Origin of the sequence: Flavobacterium melibiosi (assembly GCF_048158545.1) — a bacterium.
GTDB classification, from domain to species: Bacteria; Bacteroidota; Bacteroidia; order Flavobacteriales; family Flavobacteriaceae; genus Flavobacterium; species Flavobacterium melibiosi.
Genome location: NZ_JBLNKU010000014.1, coordinates 72,584 through 90,320, shown reverse-complemented (window position 1 = coordinate 90,320; position 17,737 = coordinate 72,584). Strand labels below are relative to the sequence as shown.

At 33.0% G+C, this 17,737-nt stretch carries 20 protein-coding genes; 13 read left to right on the top strand and 7 right to left on the bottom strand.

The features are described 5' to 3' along the window. The first annotated feature begins 187 nt into the window (after nt 1-187). Entirely contained in the window at nt 188-1,237 is a 1,050-nt protein-coding gene (locus ACM55F_RS15680; RefSeq protein WP_416854772.1) for a sensor histidine kinase, read from the top strand. Continuing rightward, a complete protein-coding gene (locus ACM55F_RS15675) occupies nt 1,234-1,941 on the top strand; it encodes a LytR/AlgR family response regulator transcription factor (RefSeq protein ID WP_416854771.1) in 708 nt (235 codons plus the stop codon). Before ACM55F_RS15680 ends, ACM55F_RS15675 begins: the two co-directional genes overlap by 4 nt. A 245-nt stretch (nt 1,942-2,186) precedes the next feature. Here the strand turns inward: ACM55F_RS15675 and ACM55F_RS15670 are convergent, their stop codons facing one another. Then, a complete protein-coding gene (locus tag ACM55F_RS15670) occupies nt 2,187-3,560 on the bottom strand; it encodes an alginate export family protein (RefSeq protein ID WP_416854770.1) in 1,374 nt (457 codons plus the stop codon). 162 nt (nt 3,561-3,722) lie between these two features. Further along, a complete protein-coding gene (locus ACM55F_RS15665) occupies nt 3,723-4,316 on the bottom strand; it encodes a short chain dehydrogenase (RefSeq protein WP_416854769.1) in 594 nt (197 codons plus the stop codon). Between the two features lie 307 nt (nt 4,317-4,623). Between ACM55F_RS15665 and ACM55F_RS15660 the strand changes: the two genes are divergently transcribed. Both ACM55F_RS15660 and ACM55F_RS15655 read left to right on the top strand, forming a co-directional pair. Next, entirely contained in the window at nt 4,624-5,586 is a 963-nt protein-coding gene (locus ACM55F_RS15660; RefSeq protein WP_416854768.1) for an NAD(P)-dependent alcohol dehydrogenase, read from the top strand. Between the two features lie 18 nt (nt 5,587-5,604). Continuing rightward, nucleotides 5,605-6,000, top strand: a complete 396-nt coding sequence (locus tag ACM55F_RS15655) for a hypothetical protein (protein ID WP_416854767.1) — start codon at nt 5,605-5,607, stop codon at nt 5,998-6,000. Between the two features lie 114 nt (nt 6,001-6,114). On the opposite strand, the gene ACM55F_RS15650 is transcribed toward ACM55F_RS15655, so the two are convergent. From ACM55F_RS15650 to ACM55F_RS15630, 5 genes are all read right to left on the bottom strand, one after another. After that, on the bottom strand, nt 6,115-6,708 hold the full coding sequence (locus ACM55F_RS15650) for a Crp/Fnr family transcriptional regulator (protein WP_416854766.1): 594 nt from the start codon (nt 6,706-6,708) through the stop codon (nt 6,115-6,117). 197 nt (nt 6,709-6,905) lie between these two features. After that, nucleotides 6,906-7,541, bottom strand: a complete 636-nt coding sequence (locus ACM55F_RS15645) for a class I SAM-dependent methyltransferase (RefSeq protein WP_416854765.1) — start codon at nt 7,539-7,541, stop codon at nt 6,906-6,908. A gap of 11 nt (nt 7,542-7,552) precedes the next feature. Next, entirely contained in the window at nt 7,553-8,461 is a 909-nt protein-coding gene (locus ACM55F_RS15640) for an NAD(P)/FAD-dependent oxidoreductase (RefSeq protein ID WP_416854764.1), read from the bottom strand. Between the two features lie 443 nt (nt 8,462-8,904). Continuing rightward, complete coding sequence (locus ACM55F_RS15635) at nt 8,905-9,768, bottom strand: AraC family transcriptional regulator (RefSeq protein ID WP_416854763.1); 864 nt, start codon at nt 9,766-9,768, stop codon at nt 8,905-8,907. A gap of 604 nt (nt 9,769-10,372) precedes the next feature. Then, on the bottom strand, nt 10,373-10,696 hold the full coding sequence (locus ACM55F_RS15630) for a helix-turn-helix domain-containing protein (protein WP_416854762.1): 324 nt from the start codon (nt 10,694-10,696) through the stop codon (nt 10,373-10,375). Between the two features lie 282 nt (nt 10,697-10,978). Between ACM55F_RS15630 and ACM55F_RS15625 the strand changes: the two genes are divergently transcribed. The 9 genes from ACM55F_RS15625 (at nt 10,979) to ACM55F_RS15585 (ending at nt 17,736) form a co-directional block, all read left to right on the top strand. After that, nucleotides 10,979-11,311 carry an ArsR/SmtB family transcription factor gene (locus ACM55F_RS15625; RefSeq protein WP_416854761.1) on the top strand — a complete coding sequence of 111 codons (333 nt, stop codon included), beginning with the start codon at nt 10,979-10,981 and terminating at the stop codon, nt 11,309-11,311. Nucleotides 11,312-11,330: 19 nt separating this feature from the next. Beyond that, nucleotides 11,331-11,801 (top strand): DUF6428 family protein, encoded by a 471-nt coding sequence (locus ACM55F_RS15620; protein WP_416854760.1) that lies wholly within the window; start codon nt 11,331-11,333, stop codon nt 11,799-11,801. A gap of 27 nt (nt 11,802-11,828) precedes the next feature. Beyond that, on the top strand, nt 11,829-12,458 hold the full coding sequence (locus ACM55F_RS15615; RefSeq protein ID WP_416854759.1) for an arsenate-mycothiol transferase ArsC: 630 nt from the start codon (nt 11,829-11,831) through the stop codon (nt 12,456-12,458). A 5-nt stretch (nt 12,459-12,463) separates the two neighbouring features. Next, nucleotides 12,464-13,534 (top strand): ACR3 family arsenite efflux transporter, encoded by a 1,071-nt coding sequence (arsB, locus tag ACM55F_RS15610; protein ID WP_416854757.1) that lies wholly within the window; start codon nt 12,464-12,466, stop codon nt 13,532-13,534. Nucleotides 13,535-13,574: 40 nt separating this feature from the next. Further along, nucleotides 13,575-14,348 (top strand): metallophosphoesterase family protein, encoded by a 774-nt coding sequence (locus ACM55F_RS15605; RefSeq protein ID WP_416854756.1) that lies wholly within the window; start codon nt 13,575-13,577, stop codon nt 14,346-14,348. Between the two features lie 3 nt (nt 14,349-14,351). Beyond that, nucleotides 14,352-15,086 carry a metallophosphoesterase family protein gene (locus ACM55F_RS15600; RefSeq protein WP_416854755.1) on the top strand — a complete coding sequence of 245 codons (735 nt, stop codon included), beginning with the start codon at nt 14,352-14,354 and terminating at the stop codon, nt 15,084-15,086. Nucleotides 15,087-15,108: 22 nt separating this feature from the next. Continuing rightward, nucleotides 15,109-15,678, top strand: coding sequence for a Crp/Fnr family transcriptional regulator (locus ACM55F_RS15595; protein WP_416854754.1), 570 nt, complete (start codon nt 15,109-15,111; stop codon nt 15,676-15,678). A gap of 899 nt (nt 15,679-16,577) precedes the next feature. Further along, the gene (locus tag ACM55F_RS15590) at nt 16,578-17,333 is read left to right on the top strand and encodes a hypothetical protein (protein WP_416854753.1); all 756 of its coding nucleotides are present in this window, start codon (nt 16,578-16,580) and stop codon (nt 17,331-17,333) included. A gap of 1 nt (nt 17,334) precedes the next feature. After that, complete coding sequence (locus tag ACM55F_RS15585) at nt 17,335-17,736, top strand: DUF5675 family protein (RefSeq protein ID WP_416854752.1); 402 nt, start codon at nt 17,335-17,337, stop codon at nt 17,734-17,736. Nucleotide 17,737 lies beyond the last annotated feature (1 nt).

The following is a 17,737-nucleotide window of genomic DNA, read 5'->3' as shown; positions in this document are numbered from 1 at the left end:
TTTATTTCCCTGAAAAAAATATTTTATTTGAATGCCCTAAAAAAACAATAGGATTGGCATCATTTAATGGATGAATTGAATACAAATTGAAATAGATGTAATTCAGATAATTATGGATTCCCTGTTGCTGTTTTCTAGTCATTAGTAATTACATTTACAGCTTAAACGACAAGTGATGTTCAAAAAAATGAAGCTAAAAGGAAATATTGAGCCAGTTATACATTTTTTTATTTGGGGGTCTTTCTTTTTTATTGTTTGGTTAGAAGTTAGAACTCTGGGGTCTTTTCGCAAGCAGGATGGAAGTATTTATCTTCCTATGGTTTGGAGTACTTTATTAAGCATAATGTTATTTTATATTAATGCACTATATCTTATCCCACGATTTTTCTCAAAGCATCAGTACTGGTTATATTTTGTTTTAATGATTTTTTTATACATGGGGGTTGTATTGATAAATAGTACTTTTGATCATTGGTATTCGATATCCCTTTTTTCGAGCGAGAAGGAGTCTTTTTTTTCGGATATTGCCCTTAATTTTCAAACTAAAACATTTATCTTGTCGTTGTCACTGGGTTATGGACTAACCAAAAATTGGATAAATAGTAATAAATTACAGCAACAACTGCTTAGCGATAAGCTGACTACTGAATTAAAGTATTTGAAAGCTCAAATCAATCCTCATTTTCTTTTTAACACATTAAATATGGCTTATGCCAGCGCCATTAAAAGTAATGATGAAGGGACTGCTGATATCATAGAAAAGTTATCTGGTCTTATGCGTTATGTTTTGTACGAAAGTAATGAAGAGAAAGTTTTACTTGAAAAAGAAATTACTTATATTGATAATTACATTAACCTTCAGCTGCAACGAATGTCTACAGAATTAGCAAATAAGGTAAAATATGAAGTTAAAGGAAATTATCAAAATTTAAGAATTGCCCCGATGATTCTCATTCCATTTATTGAAAATGTATTTAAACACGGAATCATGCTGAGTAAAAAAGCCGAAATAGCAATATCAATTTTTTTTGATTCTGATACATTAGTACTTGAAACGAAAAATTTAAAGAACTATAATTCAGCTGGAACCGATGAAGAATATTCTGGTATTGGGATGAAAAATGTTAAAGAACGATTGCAACTGTTGTATCCCAGTCAACATCAATTAGAAATTAATAATGAAGAACATTATTTTATGGTAAGATTAGAAATAAAGCTAAAACAAATCCAACTATGAAATGTATTGCTATTGATGACGAACCATTGGCTCTTGAATTAATTTCAGGGTATATTAAAAAAACACCCTTTTTGGAGTTTATTGCTGAGTTTACCAATCCGTTTACGGCGATGGATTTTTTGTTAAAAAACCCTATAGATTTAGTTTTTATAGATATTAATATGCCTGAATTATCTGGAATTGAATTGTTGAAGGCGTTGCCTGTATTGCCAAAAATAATATTTACCACAGCCTATTCGGAATATGGAGCGGAAAGTTATGAGTTTAATGCAGTAGATTATCTGTTGAAACCTGTAAAATATGACCGATTTCTTAAGGGAGTGAATAAGGTCATTGACATATCTTCCCTAAAAAAAGGAGAGACCAATATGTCTAGCAGCAGTGAACCACATAGTCAATCAGTGCTTATAAAAAGTGGTTCAAAAACATTTAAAATCGCAACTGATGATATTCTATACATAGAAGCTGCGGGAAATTATATGCTGTTTTACACGCTAAAAGGTAAAATTATGACCTTGCTCCCGATGAATGATATATTAAAGTTACTTCCTTCGAATACGTTTATACGTATTCATAAATCCTATATCATTTCATTAAAACATATTGAAATTATTGAAAAAGCGGTTGTTATCATTAATAAAACCCGTATACCAATTGGAATTACTTACCGTGCACATTTTTCGAGCATTATTAAAAATGATTGATTATTAAATTCTTAGATTCAGTGAACCGAAAAGATTAAATATTTTCCCTTTTTTCGCCCCAACACTAAAGATTCTCTTGTACATTTTGATAATCATCTAAAATTGTAATTTTCATTTTATCTATTTTCGAATCCTGTATTTTTGATTGTCAATTATAGCTTATTACTATCTAAGAGTTTTTCTGTGTTTTTGGAAATAATTTTGTTTTATATATAATTGACACTATAAACTTCAATACTACAAGTTTAAAATCTAAACGTTGATTTAAATGACAGGTAAGTAACATCTTTGCCCTTTCCCGTTGCTGCGGGATAACTTCCTGCGGCAAAATAGGATGCGTCAAAAGATAATAATACATTTTTTGTATGTTGAAAGTTGGTTTCCAATACATAAAATTGGCCAAGATTTTTTTTGTCTGAACTGAAAAGCATACTTGTTTTTGGTCTGTTTTGAATCATTCCTGGCGAATAAGTTCCGTCCTGATCGCTATTCCTGGCCATAAAAAACACTTGTGCCAGAATATTTAGCTTTTGGACTGGATTTATTTTAATGTAGGGGCAAAAACTAATGATGTTTGTCGCTCCAATAGGAGCAGCGAGACCATAGGCAGGTTTGGCATACAGTAAATTATATGTATTCAATTTTGTATCACTACTGTTTTTATCTCCTGAAGCCCCATTAGCTACAAAACCAATAATTCCTTTTTTAGATGGTAGGATTAAAAAATTAAGATCAGCTAAAATACTATAGGCATCGATAGTTAAATTATTGAATTTGCCGGATTGATATTCACCTTCAAATTCAAAGTTTATTCTTTTAAAATTTGAAAATAAACGGGTACCATAGGTATAACGGTTTTCGAATCCCGACTGATAGTTATACATTCTAGCTTTGGATTGAAAATCAACAACAAAATAATCCAATCCCATTTTGTGATTAGAAAAATACTGTGTTCCATAAATTCCATATAATCCGTCATGCATGCTTTCGTCATCAAAAACATATTGTTTGGAAACTACTTTAGAAACTGCAAATAAATCGATTACACCATTTTTGAATTTATGTTTTACTACAAGTCCGTCAAAAGCCTGTCTTGTGTTTGGTCCTTCTCGAACAGTAATCAGTCGATGATTGCCATAGTACATCTCTTGATGGCCTAACCTGAAATTCCAATTGGTTAATTTTAATTCTGCAAAAGCTTGATGAAGACTTAACTGGTTTTCATCAATTTCGGGAACAATTGGATTGTCATTCAAAAAGCGAAGTGTAGTATTAAGTTGGACAAAAAAGCGAAAATGATTACCCAATTCAATATTAGAATGCAACATTATTCGCTGCCAAAGTTGATGGGTTGAAATATCTTGAAAAGTTGGAGGGACATTTCCAAAGTTAATATTATTATAAACCTGAAATTGTTCGCGCAATTCACCTCCAAAAGAAATGAAATTGTTTTTTCCTAGAGGAATATATTTTAGTTGGTCAAGCCCTTTTTTAACACTGTCTTTTTTTACTAGCGAAAAGTCATCATCATAGCGGATAATGCTGATTTTGTTTTGTGCTTGGGTTACTGAAGCCAACATTATGACTAAAAGTGATATTTTAAAAATTAAATTTTTCATACGAATTGTAATACGTTGGTACTAATGCCAATAACTATTTGATTAAATTTTTGATTGTTTCTCGAGTTAGCTGAAGCAAGATTGAAACTTATTTATAAACCGAGGGCCATTACCATTACAAAATAATGACCCAAGGATACTATCGCTTTCGCGAAAAAAAGATTACGGTTTAATTATATGCCCTGTACTAGCACCGAAAACACTTTTGCGGAACATGAACTCAAGTTGTTTCATAGTAGTTGGAATTTCTCCTGGGAAATATGGAAAATAGTGTGGGGAATTTTCAATTACTGTTGGACTTACCGCATTAATACGAATACCATTTTCAAGTTCGATTGCTGCAGCTCGAACAAATCCCTCAACTGCTCCGTTGGCTGCCGATGCATTGGCGAAGTTTACTTGAGGTTCGTCCGTCAAAGCACCAGTGATTAATGTAAATGAACCTTTAGGGTTGATATAGTGCTGTCCGATAAGCACTAAATTAATTTGCCCCATCATTTTTCCTTCAACACCTTTTCGGAATGCTGCGTCGTTTAATTTTTTCCATGGTCCAACGTAAGTTGGCCCAGCTGTCGAAATAAGTGCGTCAAAAGGACCTACTTCTTCAAAGAAATTTTCTATTGCTTCCGGTGAAGTAATATCCACTTGAAAGTCTCCTCCTTGAGAAGCTACTCTTATGATTTCATGTTCATTTTCAAATGCACTTGATAAGTACGTTCCCATGGTACCTGTTGCACCTACGATGATAATTTTCATTTGATTAAATTTTAATTGATTATTTATTTAACAAAGATATTTCAAGGGATAAGCTGTAGAGTAGGACAAAAATCAAGTTGAATAGGACTTATTTTAAATAGTGTTTAAAGACTTTAGAAGCTGTCTTACTAACGTTTTTAAAGAATCGCATTGGATGTGAATATTTTTCTAATAGTCTGTCTCTATATTGTTTCCTTATGTGACTTGTGAAATTTTAAAAATGTTTTTTTTTCATTTCTTAACTGAAGTCAATGGAAGAGGAAAATGATCTATTTACATTTGTATCGTTAAATAGTTAATTCACAACATGAAAGCAATAGTCTATACACAATATGGTTCTCCGGAAGTACTTAAATTGAAAGATGTCGAAAAGCCAATCCCAAAACACAATGAAATTCTGATACGAATTAGAGCAACAGCAGTCAATTCGGGTGACGTGAGACTACGAAAAGCAGATCCTTTTGCCGTTCGCTTATTTTTTGGACTTTTTAAACCAAAAACAAATATACTTGGTAGTGTTTTTTCGGGTGAAATTGAAAGTATAGGTTCAGGCGTGCAACGTTTTAAAGTTGGCGATGAAGTTTTTGGTCATACCGATATGAGTTTTGGCACTTATGCAGCATATAAGTGTTTTCCTGAAAATGGATCTATAGCATTAAAACCTACAACTATTTCACATCAGGAAGCAGCAGTAATCCCATTTGGAGGAACAACGGCTTTGCATTTTTTGAAAAAAGCTTCTATTCAAAAAGGTCAAAAAGTGCTTGTTTTTGGAGCTTCAGGAGCAGTTGGAACAGCTGCTGTTCAACTGGCAAAACATTTTGGAGCAATTGTCACAGGTGTTTGTAGTACTACTAATGTTGATTTAGTAAAATCATTAGGAGCTGACAAGGTAATTGATTACACCAAGGAGGACTTTACTAAAAACGGAGAAACGTATGATGTGATTTTTGATACGGTAAATAAAATGTCTATTTCAGATAGTTTACAGACTTTAAAAATTTATGGAATATTGATTTTAAGTGCCGCAGGATTTTCGGAAATGGTACAAGGTACTTGGGCATCAATAACCAATAGCAATAAGATAAAAGTGTTAACGGGTATGATTAGACATTCAGCAGAGGACATCAATTTTCTTAAAACGCTTATTGATGCTGGTCAATTAAAATCGGTTATTGACCGAACTTATTCATTAGAACAAATGGCAGAAGCTCACGCCTATGTTGAAAAAGGACATAAAAAAGGCAATATAGCAATCGAGATTCATTAAATTGCAAAAAAGTGTAAAATGAAAAAAGCAGTAAATTCTATACAAATAATGCTGGGAATGCTATTAATGGTGACTGTTTTTCACTTTTTCATAATTGTAAAATTAATTCCTTATGACATTGCTTGGGGCGGTCGCCTTAAAAATGATGCTGAAATGTATACATTCGAAGCAATTTCGATCATTATCAATCTATTTTTAATTTTGATTTTATCCATTAAAGGAAACTATTTAAAATTCCGAGTCAAAGAAAAAGTAATAAATAGCATATTCTGGATTTTCTTTATCCTTTTTATTCTTAATACTATTGGGAACCTATTATCCAAGTCATACTCCGAAAAATTATTTTCTGTTTTTACACTAATTTTAGCATTACTAATTTGGAATATCTTGAAAAAAACAAATAGGTATCGATAAAAAAACTACACTTTATAAAAGAAGTAATCATTATTCAAAGAAACTAGTATCGGCTAATTTTATCAACTTGAATTTATACTCCCTTTTAAAACTGATATACAATTAATGCAATTTTTACGAATTTGAATTTTGATTGTTTTGAGCTATTCGCTTTCTTATTCTACTCAATGATTCCGGTTTGACACCAATATAACTTGCAATTTGGTATTGGGGTATTATTTGAAACAATTCAGGTCTTGAACTTAAAAGTTTAAGATAGCGTTGTTCCGGAGAATCAGTTGTGTTGGACGCCATTATTTCCTGTTGTTCGGTAAACACTTTTTCCATTACTTTTCTGGAAACGGTTTCTAGTTTTGGAAATCGATGATATAAATCTTCTTCTTTTTCTCGATTACCAACGACTAAAATACAATCTGTGCAACAAACGATATAATGATTTGATGGAATGCCATTACTAAAACTATTTAAGGAGATTACCCATTGTTCTTCTGTAAAAAAATTAGCAGTTTTTTCTTCTCCGTCAACTAAAAAATACTGCCGAACACATCCTTCTAAAACAAAATACGCTTCAGTAGAAATTTGGCCTTCTTTTAGTAAAATAGTACCTTTTTTAAAGTGTGTAAGACTCATAGTTGCTGCAATGGCATCCGCTTCTTCCTTTGAAATAGGCATTATTCTAGAAAAATAGTTTAAGAGTTTGTTTTCCATAGTCTTGTTGGCATTAGCTTTATTGCAATGTTTAACTGCTTTTTATAATTCCGACAGCTAATTTAGAATAAAGATTTTATAGTAAAGGATATGGTCGATAAATACTAGTTCCCCTTTTAAGTAAAACTTAATTGATAGCATTGCAACTTTTAAATGTTAATTATAAAATTAAAATCTCCAACTCTTTACTAAAAAGCCTATTTTTTTCTACCAACAAACCGAATCACAGAACCTTTTCCAATATGATATTTACCCTCTTCTAATGTGATTTCTTTTTCCTCTAATAGAAGTATCTCATAATTCTCAAAATCGGCTGCGATTTCATTTGTTGAAAATAGCATATTAAAATCTTTTGGGCCTCCCACTTTGGGGTCACGTCCATTGTAAAGCAAATGCAATTTACTGAAAGCTTCAAAAATAATAATGCCCCCTGGTCTGAGATTAGCACTTAACTTCTTGTGTAAAAATGATTTTTTTTCGGCTGAAAAGTGAGCATAGATTAATCCAATAGCATCAAATGATGATGTTTCAAAGTGGAGTTGCTCCAAATCGCCAACAATATATTCTAGCGAAACGTTCTTTTCTTGTGCTAACGCTAATGCTTTTAATTTTCCCTCTTCACTTAAATCAGATGAAATTACCTTCCAACCTAATTGTGATGCAAAAACGCCATTACGTCCTTCGCCATCGGCAGGCATCAATATAGTTCCAGGTTCGAATTTTGGAAGCCATTCTTTGAAAAAGCGATTAGGTTCTTTGCCGTAAACAAATTCGTTTTCTTTATATCGTTTATCCCACATTTTTTTGTACTCAATATCCAAATTTTTATCCATAATTGCTCCAATTAAAATTGTTCTAAAATCATATTTTTACTAGCCATCATTCCTGCTGCTGTTCCCATTGCTACAGAATTGGCTACGGAGCGCATTCGAGTAGTATTATCACCACAGGCAAAAACACTATCAACAGTTGTTTCTTGAAAGGGATTCACCTTGATATAGCCTTCATCATTTAATTCACAACCCAAAGATTCTGGAATTGTGCAATGTTGTTCAAACGAGTTGCGGGAATACATTGCTTTCACTTCGGCTTTTGTGCCGTCTTTGAAAATGATATTTTGAAGATAACCGTTTTTGTGTTCCAGTTTTTGTATTTCCTTTTTTATTATTTTTATGTCATGGTTTTTTAGTTTTTCTGTTTGTTCGGGAGTCAAATTTGATTTTCCGTTGGTATATAAGGTTAAATCATTCGTCCAATTAGAAATCAACTTAGCTAATTCATTACCATATTCCCCATTGCCCAATATGCCTGTTTTTTCATTTCGTACTTCGTATCCATGGCAATAAGGGCAATGCAACATCGATATGCCCCAACAATCTGAAAACCCTTCAATGGTTGGCATTTCATCTTTTATCCCTGTTGCAAAAATTAATTTGTTTGCTTGGAATATTTCCCCAGATGCCACTTGAATCTCAAAACCATTATCCGTTTTGCTTCCGTTAGTTGCCAAACCATTGAAAAAGGTTATGGTATTATACATTTCTACTTGTTGTTTGGCAAGAGTTGCTATCTCTTTGGGTGTCTTTCCATCTTGTGTAAGGAAGTTGTGGGAATGGGGTGTTTGTGCATTACAAGGTTTTCCGCTGTCAATAATCAAAACTTGTTTCAAAGCTCTGCCTAAAGCCATACCTGCTGCAAGACCTGAATAACTGCCGCCGACTATTATCACATCAAATTTTTTATTATTTTCCATTTTATAGTTTTTTGATATTTTTGTTAAAGGAAATGCAAGTGCTACTATTGCGAGCCCACTTTGCTTAATGAATTTTCGTCTAGAAGAGGACTGTATAGTTTTCTTGCTAGCTTTCATCCTAGATTATTTTTTGTCAATTTTAATTGAAAGCAGACGAATGATATAATCTAAAAATGGGACACCAATAAAAACGACCCATGGAACAAGTATTATAGTCAGGAGAAATGTCCTTTCATATAAAGGTAATACTAATGATGATTTTCCTAATAGATACAGAAAAAGTGTGATGGAAGGGTAAATTACGACCCATATTTTTAAGGCAGCTATTAATTTCATTTTTGTTTTCATATCGATTACTTTTTTGAATATTTATATTATTTATTCAGCAAAGGTATTAGCAGTTGTAAGCTGCTGGATAGGACAAAAATGAAGTTGAATAGGACTTATTTGAAATTGTGCCGGAACGCTTCTGGGGAATATTTAGTATGCTTTTTAAAAAAACGTATGAAATAGGAAATATCATCATAACCAAGCTGATCGGCTATTTGGTTAACCTGATTGGAGGTTGCAAGAAGTTGTCTCTTTGATTCTAAGACAATGTGTTCATTAATAAGCTCAGAAGGCGTTTTATTGAGTGACGTCTTTGTAATTGCATTCAGTTGATAGGTTGAGATATTCAACATATCGGCATATTGTGATACTTGTTTATTTTTGGTAATGTTTGCGTCTAAAAGTTCTAGAAATTTCTCTAGTTGTTCCTGTAAATAGGGGTTGTTTTCTTTGGAAGCAATTTCCTTATTTTGACGATGTCTAACTAATTCGATAAAGAAAATACTTAAGTTAGATTTAATGGCCTCTTGATAACCTTCTTGTTTTTCGTTATACTCTGTCAAAATATAGGATAAAATATTCTCCAATTTATTAAATCCATCACTATGAAGCTTACAAAAGTTGATGTGACTAACCTTGCGTAAAAGCTCTTGCGCAAATTTATTTTGAGAGTTAAAAAAGTCTGTTTTAAATTGAAGTAAATAACCTGAGCTTCCAGTTTTCAAAGTAAGTTGATGCACTTGTCCCGGACGCATCAAGAATATAGTATGATTGTGAACTTCATATGGTTTGAAGTCAATCTCATGATAACCACTTCCTTTTTTTAAAATAAGTATGTAATAAAAATCATGTCTATGTAATTCTTGAACCATATCTTTTTCTAACAGTAAGTCTTGAATAGCTCTTACACTAAAGCTTCCAGACAAGTTTGGTTCTTTTGGGCTCTCATGAATATTTCTTATTGGAATGTTTTCCATTTGTTGCTTTCTTTAATCGTTGCTTTTCTTGGGGCTTAGTTAAATGATTACTTTTTGTTGGATTGAGGTCCCACAGATTATTATATAAGAATCTTTTCCGATTTAATTTCGGATGACCTTTTTCAAAATGGAAGTATTAATATTGTAAAAGCATATTTTATTTATACATAATCCTTATGCAAATTTATTAATAAAACTTTAAGGACTCATTATTTGTGGTCACGTAAATTTTCAGTCTTGTAGTATCTTCAGGTTATATTTTAAAATGGAAATATTAAGATTGCTTTTTTCTTATTTCATCAATAAAATAGTAAGTCGGAAAGCTAGTTTTTACCAAAAAAGCATTTGCAATGGCTGGATTCTCTTTAAAGACCTCTTTTTCCAGCAAATGCTTTTATTGATATAATTTCTATTTTTTTTTTAATTATTCAATTATGTAGTCTACTTTGGGCTCATTAATAGCTTAGCTAAGTTAAATCTTTCTCTAATAACTTTTTTTCTCCTTCTAATTTTCTCCAATTGTTTTAAACTGTTGCAATAGCTTCAAGATATTAGAATACTTAGACGTGAAGGTTAAAAAATAAAAAGGTCAAAAATCTAATATTTAGATTTTTGACCTTTTTTCAATATCATTTTGGATTTCTAAATAAGTTTTTACCCGACCTGACTTAATCCATTTCATCAACTCATGTCTATAAAAATAAATGCGTTTACCTTGTTTATTAACAGGGATTTCCCTTTTGCATACTTTACTATAAATTGTTGATACCGATAGGTCTAAAAGTTTTGATGCTTCTTGAATGTTTAGAACTTCTTCTTTATTTTCTTCTACATTAGACATTCTTACAATAAGTTTTTCCAAATGCTCTAATTTATCATGAATTTTATTCATCATGACGGGTATTTGGTCAAAAGTAAATGGCTTCATACGATCTGTATTTAAATCTTATGTAAAAGTATTTATTGCCAACATTGGAGCTAAAAGATGTCCTTTAAAGAGGGAGTTTGGCTTTTAATTTCTAATGGTTACTGTTATTTTCATTGTTGAGGAAATTAAAAACTTCATATGGAAACCCCAGTTACAAAACAGCTGTATTAAAACGGATATCAGAAACAAGAACAAGGAATCTGTCATTAATAAATGGTTAAGTTTCGAAATATTTTTTTTATAATCAAATATATCGTAATATTGCAATATAAATATAACACTATGGGAGCAACAAAAACTGACAGCTTTACAGATAAGCAAAATGAGTTGGCCATTTTAGCCAAAGCACTCGGGCATCCTGCGCGAATAGCCATTATTGAATATTTACTAAAAGTGGACTCTTGTATTTGTGGTGATATTGTAAATGAGTTACCACTGGCACAACCTACAGTTTCGCAACACTTAAAAGAGCTAAAAAATGCTGGAATAATCAAAGGAAACTTCGAAGGAAACTCAATCTGCTATTGTATCAACGAACCAGGTTTTGAACAAATAAAAGGTTTCTTTCTAGACATCACAAAACATTTGGAGAAAAAGAAAAACGACTGTTGTTAAATTTTTAAATAAAAATACTATGAAACTATCACAAGTAAAAAACATCTTGAAATCGGTTGAAGCTGTAAACTTCATCTTGACTGACGGAACTTCGGTGCCGGAACATTTTCATGTAACTGAAGTGGGTTTAATTACCAAAAACTTTATTGACTGCGGAGGAACAGTTCGAAAAGAAACTGTAGTTAACTTCCAGTTATGGGATGCCAACGATTTTGAACATCGATTAAAGCCTCAAAAATTACTCAATATCATCGAATTATCAGAGAAAGTGCTGGGAATAGAAGACTTTGAAATAGAAGTGGAGTATCAGGCACAAACCATTGGTAAATACGATTTGGATTTCAATGGAAATGATTTTGTTTTATTAGACAAAAAAACAGCCTGTTTGGCTCAAGACCAATGTGGCATTCCTTCAGAAAAGCCGAAAGTGAGATTGTCCGATATGAACACTGAAGCCAGCTGCTGTACTCCAGGTGGAAGCTGTTGCTAATTTTAAACTATAAAAATTGATATAATAATGACCTTAACCAAAACAAACGTTTTTTCTGAGATTGCAACTGTAATCAATACTTTTAATTTCGAAAGCATTACCGCAGAACGTAAAATTATTTTGCAGCCACTTGTAGATTATATACAAACTAAAGCGGCTGATCAACAAGAAATAAGACTAAACTTAATTTGTACCCATAATTCAAGAAGAAGCCATTTATCACAAGTCTGGGCACAAACCGCTGCTGCATATTATGATATAAAAAATGTATTTTGCTATTCTGGCGGTACAGAAGCGACAGCGATGTTTCCAATGGTATCAAAAACACTTGCAAAGCAAGGGTTTGAAATAAGAACTATTGCTGAAGGTAGTAATCCAGTATATAGTATAAAGTATGCTGAGAATGAGCATCCGGTTATTGGCTTTTCTAAAACCTATCATGACAGTTTTAATCCGCAGGATGAATTTGTTGCCATTATGACCTGTTCACAAGCCGATGGCGGATGTCCTTTTATTGCAGGAGCTGAAAAACGTATTCCAATTACTTTTGAAGACCCAAAAGCATTTGACAATACACCGCAGCAAGCAGAAAAATACGAAGAAAGAAGTTTGCAGATAGCAACCGAAATGTTTTATGTTTTTTCACAAATTAAATAATAAGTATGTCAGCAAATAATTGTGCACCAGTAGTGGAAAGAAAAAAATTAAGCTTTCTAGACAGTTATCTTACCCTTTGGATTTTCTTAGCAATGGCAATTGGAGTTTCAATAGGCTATTTCATTCCGTCCAGTAGCGGGTTTATCAATTCTTTTTCAAGTGGTACAACTAATATTCCTTTAGCCATCGGGTTGATCCTGATGATGTATCCACCATTAGCAAAAGTAAAATACGAACAAATGAGCGAAGTATTTAAAAACACAAAAGTGTTGGGTGCTTCATTATTTCTGAATTGGATTGTAGGCCCAATATTAATGTTCTCTTTGGCATTATTGTTCCTTAATGGATATCCTGAATATATGATTGGTGTAATCCTAATCGGGTTGGCACGTTGTATTGCAATGGTTGTTGTTTGGAATGATTTAGCGGATGGAAACAGAGAGTATGCAGCAGGTTTGATTGCTTTGAACAGTATTTTTCAAGTATTGCTATATAGTATTTATGCCTATGTTTTTATCACAATTTTACCGCCCTATTTTGGATATACAGGTTTTGAAGTTAACATTAGTATTGGACAAATTGCCGAAAGTGTGGGTATCTATTTGGGAATTCCTTTTGCACTTGGAATCATAAGCCGTTACGCTTTAATTGCTCTTAAAGGAGCTGAATGGTTTGAGACTAAATATGTGCCTTTTATTTCGCCAATAACATTAATATCATTGTTGTTTACCATCATTTTGATGTTCAGCCTAAAAGGAGAGTTGATTATACAAATACCAATGGATGTAGTGCGTATTGCCATTCCATTAGTTATCTATTTTGTAATAATGTTTGTCATTAGTTTCTTCATTGGTAAATATTTTGGTGCAGATTATTCGAAATCCACAGCCATTGCTTTTACCGCTACTGGAAACAATTTCGAATTGGCCATTGCAGTTGCGATCGGAGTTTTTGGAATCAACAGCGGTCAAGCCTTTGCAGGTGTAATTGGTCCATTAGTTGAAGTGCCTGCGCTTATTGCATTAGTAAATGTTGCTTTTTGGTTTAGAAGGAAATACTATACTATAAAAGCATAATTTTTTTTGAAGTGTATAAATAATTTAAAACAAATAAATTATGAGAATAGCATTATTTAGCGATATCCATGCAAACCTTCCTGCTTTGGAAGCTTTTTTTAAGGATATAGAAATAACAAAACCAGATGCTGTTTATTGCTTAGGAGATTTGGTTGGATACAATATCTGGCCAAACGAAGTTATCAATGAGATAAGAAAAAGAGGTATTCCTACCATTGCAGGAAACTACGATTTCGGTATTGGAAGAACAAGTAATGATTGCGGATGTGCTTATAAAACGGATGATGAAAAAGCTAACGGAGCCGTTTCAATATCCTACACTAACTCTTTAGTAAACGAGCAAGAAAGGCAATATCTTAGAACACTTCCTGCACATATCAAATTAGAGTTTCAGCTTAATAACGACAAGCTAAACTTATTGCTTGTTCATGGAAGTCCAAGAAAAATCAATGAGTATCTTTTTGAAGATCGCGATGAAAAAAGTATGTTGCGTATTATGGAAAACGCTGATGCTGACATTATGTGTTTTGGACATACTCATAAGCCTTATCATAGAGTATTGAATGATGGCAAGGATGGAGATGATCACTTCAGACATGCCATTAATATTGGCTCTGTAGGAAAGCCGAAAGATGGTGATCCAAGAGGTGGCTATGTAATGCTAACCATGAATGAAAATAGCTCTGTCAAAGATAAGAATAGCATCTCGACAGAATTTATTCGCTTTGAATATGATGTCGAAAAAGCTGCAAAAGCTGTTGAAGACAGCCCATTGCCAAATGCTTATGCTGAAAGTTTAAGAAAAGGAATATAACCGATGAGAATTGCTATAATATCAGATATTCATGCCAATTTGCCTGCATTGGAAGAAACATTAAAAAGCATAGAACAGCAGAATATTGATGCAGTTTATTGTTTAGGGGATTTGGTAGGTTATAATTTATGGCCAAATGCGGTAATCAATGAAATCCGTAAGAGGCATATTCCAACTTTAGCGGGAAATCATGACGTAAAAGCTGTGGATATACATAATAAGGGATCGAAAGATTCTGAAAGTTATGCATATCAAATAGTTGGCAAAGAACAAATAGAGTATCTTTCAGCTCTTCCTGCACATATAAAATTGGAATATCAGGTACTTAATAAACTTTTTATAGTATTAATGGTGCATGGCAGTCCATACAGCAATAAAGAATACTTACTTGAAGATAAGAACGAAAATGACTTCACTGACATCTTCCTTGACTGTGGAGCTGATATTATTATTTGCGGGCATTCTCACAAACCTTACCATCGGATATTGGAAAATCCCAATAAATTAGGCAGTTATTTTCATGCTGTTAATGTAGGATCTGTGGGTAAGCCCAAAGATGGAAATCCTAAATGCTGTTTTGCAGTAATAACCATCAATAAAAACAGTGATTTCTCAAAAAAAGAGGGTGTACAGGTAGAATTTATCCGAGTGAGGTATGATATTGAAAAAGCTGCTAAAGCAATTGAAGAAAGTGATTTGCCAAACAGTTATGCAGAAATGTTAAAAAAAGCATATTAACTTTGTCCATATAAAATCAGTTATGGAAAGTTTAAAAACGTTTTTGCGTACTATTACCTATATCAGCGATGCTGACTTTGAAAATACGATTGGGTATTTTCAGAGTCAGCATTTTGCTAAAAACAGCTATTTTGTATTACCCGGAAAAATATGCCAGCAAGTTGCTTTTATAAAGAAAGGAACGCTTAGAACTTATTATTTAAACGAAAATGCCGAGGAAGTGACCTCATGTTTTTGCATTGAGAATAACTTGACGACATCATATAAAAGTTTCATTTTGCAACAGCCTTCAGAACTTGCTATCCAAGCTATTGAAGATACTGAGCTTTTAGTTATTGATTATGCCGATTTACAGAAACTATATCAGCAAAGTGTGGTTTGGCAGAACATTGGAAGAACAATAGCTGAAAGACAACATATTGTAATGGAACAGTATGCGAGTGTTTTATGCAATGAAACAGCAAAAGAGAAGTATTTGCGGTTGCTCAAAGAACAGCCATCTATTTTAAACAAAGCATCGATTAATGACATTGCTACTTATCTTGGTGTAACCCGCAGAACACTCAGCCGGATTAGAAAAGAAATTTCATAATAACATTTGACGACATTTGTCCTCGAAGATATAATCGCTGTCCATTACTTTTGTTTCATAATAAACTCAATAACATATGGAAACTGCAATTATCATTACATCTATTTTACTAATACTATTTTCGGTTCTGGCTCTCTACGACGGATTTTATCTGCATATTTTCAAGTATAAGCTTCACAATCAACCGGAAAGTAAAACAGAGCATTATACACATACCATAAGAGCAGTTTTCTTTCCTGCAATTTTGTATTTCTTATTCTTAAAGAGGGAGTTGTTTATTTTTTTAAAGTGCCGTAAAATAAGGCTTCGCAAAGCTTTTATTTTAAGTGACACCTCAACTGACACCTCTCAATATGTTAGCAAATTGTTCTAAATTTCAATTACTCAAATATAAGGATTTTTTTGCGTGAATTAATGATTAATTATAATAATTTGAACTGGTTAGACAATGTTTTTTGAGCTGGTAAAGTTCAAAATTTAGTTGCCTAAAATACAATTTCTATCCAATTATCAAAGGTTCAACTTGTTCAATTTTTAGGCTGGTGTATTGACAAAATTCTTCGATGGATACAAACTCATTTTTTTCTCATACTCTATCTATAGCTTTGATTAGGCTTTGAATTACTTGAAACTCCTATGATCCAAGTTTTTGCGCTCAATAAAAATAGTAAATAATTCCTTTCGTTCAGAAGCGGTAATTTACTACTATTTATGATGGAGTAAATGGGTATTTATGTCTATTTCTGCCATTTATGTCACAAAGTGACATATGGAATGGTGGTGTCTTTTTTATGTGGTTTAATTGGCTAAAATTTGTTTCATAATCAATCGAAAGGTGTTGCAACAGGATGATGATTGAAAGAGTTTTAAGTGAAAATTTAATCTAAATTTTAGAAATTATGGCAAGACAGAAAGGCATAATTAAATTGAAAGGTACTATCGGAGATATTACTTTTTATAAAACCCAGGACGGTCATTTGGCGCGTGAAAAAGGTGGAATTGACGCTAGCAGAATTAAGAATGATCCTGCTTTTCAAAGAACACGTGAAAATGGGTCTGAATTTGGAAGAGCTGGAAAAGCTGGAAAGATTTTAAGAACGGCTCTGAGAGCAGTTTTGATAAATTCTGCTGACGGTAGAATGGTAAGCCGACTTACTCAGCAATTGGTCAAAGTTATTCAAGCTGATGTTACCAGTGTGAGAGGATTGCGAAATGTTATCGATGGAGAAGCAGAATTGCTATCGGGTTTTGAGTTCAACATTAGAGGGAAATTGGGAACCAGTTTATTTGCTCCTTTTGTGGGAACAATTGACCGTGCTGCGGGAAATATAACCGTTGATTTAGCTCCTTTTATTCCAACGAATATGATCGCGGCTCCAAGTGGATCTACTCACTTTAAAATTATTTCTGCAGGAACCGAAATTGATTTTGAAGCAGAAACTTTTGTTGTTACCAATTCAGAAACTGCTATTCTTCCATGGGATGCTGTTCCAACAGTTGCTATCAGTCAAACTAATCCAGTAACTCCAGCGAGTACAAAACCTTTATTTTTGGCTTTAGGAGTTGAGTTTTATCAAGAAGTAAATGGGCAAATGTATTCCTTGAAAAATGGAGCTTATAATCCATTGGCATTGGTGCAGGTAAGCGGACTGTAAGATGGTTTTGATGTTGAATAGAACTTATTTTCCAGAGGGAACGCAGGGAGTTTTAGAATGGAACGGCACATTAGTTTGTTACACCATCGAGTTGCCCTGGTTGTATAACCAAAAGCGAATTTCCTGTGTTCCTGAAGGGGAATATGTTTTACAGAAGCGGTTTAGCCCAAAATTCAAATGGCACTTGCATTTGAGAAATGTTCCGGGAAGAGATTTAATCTTAATCCATCCCGCCAATGAGGCTAAAATGGATTTATTGGGCTGTATTGCTCCTGTAATGAAACACACGGGAATTGGTAAGGGAAATTCTTCCCGAAAAGCGTTGGAAAAGCTGAAAGTTTTGGTTTATGAAGCTTTAGAACGCAACGAAGAAGTAAAAATAAGTATCCAATCTAAAAAATAGA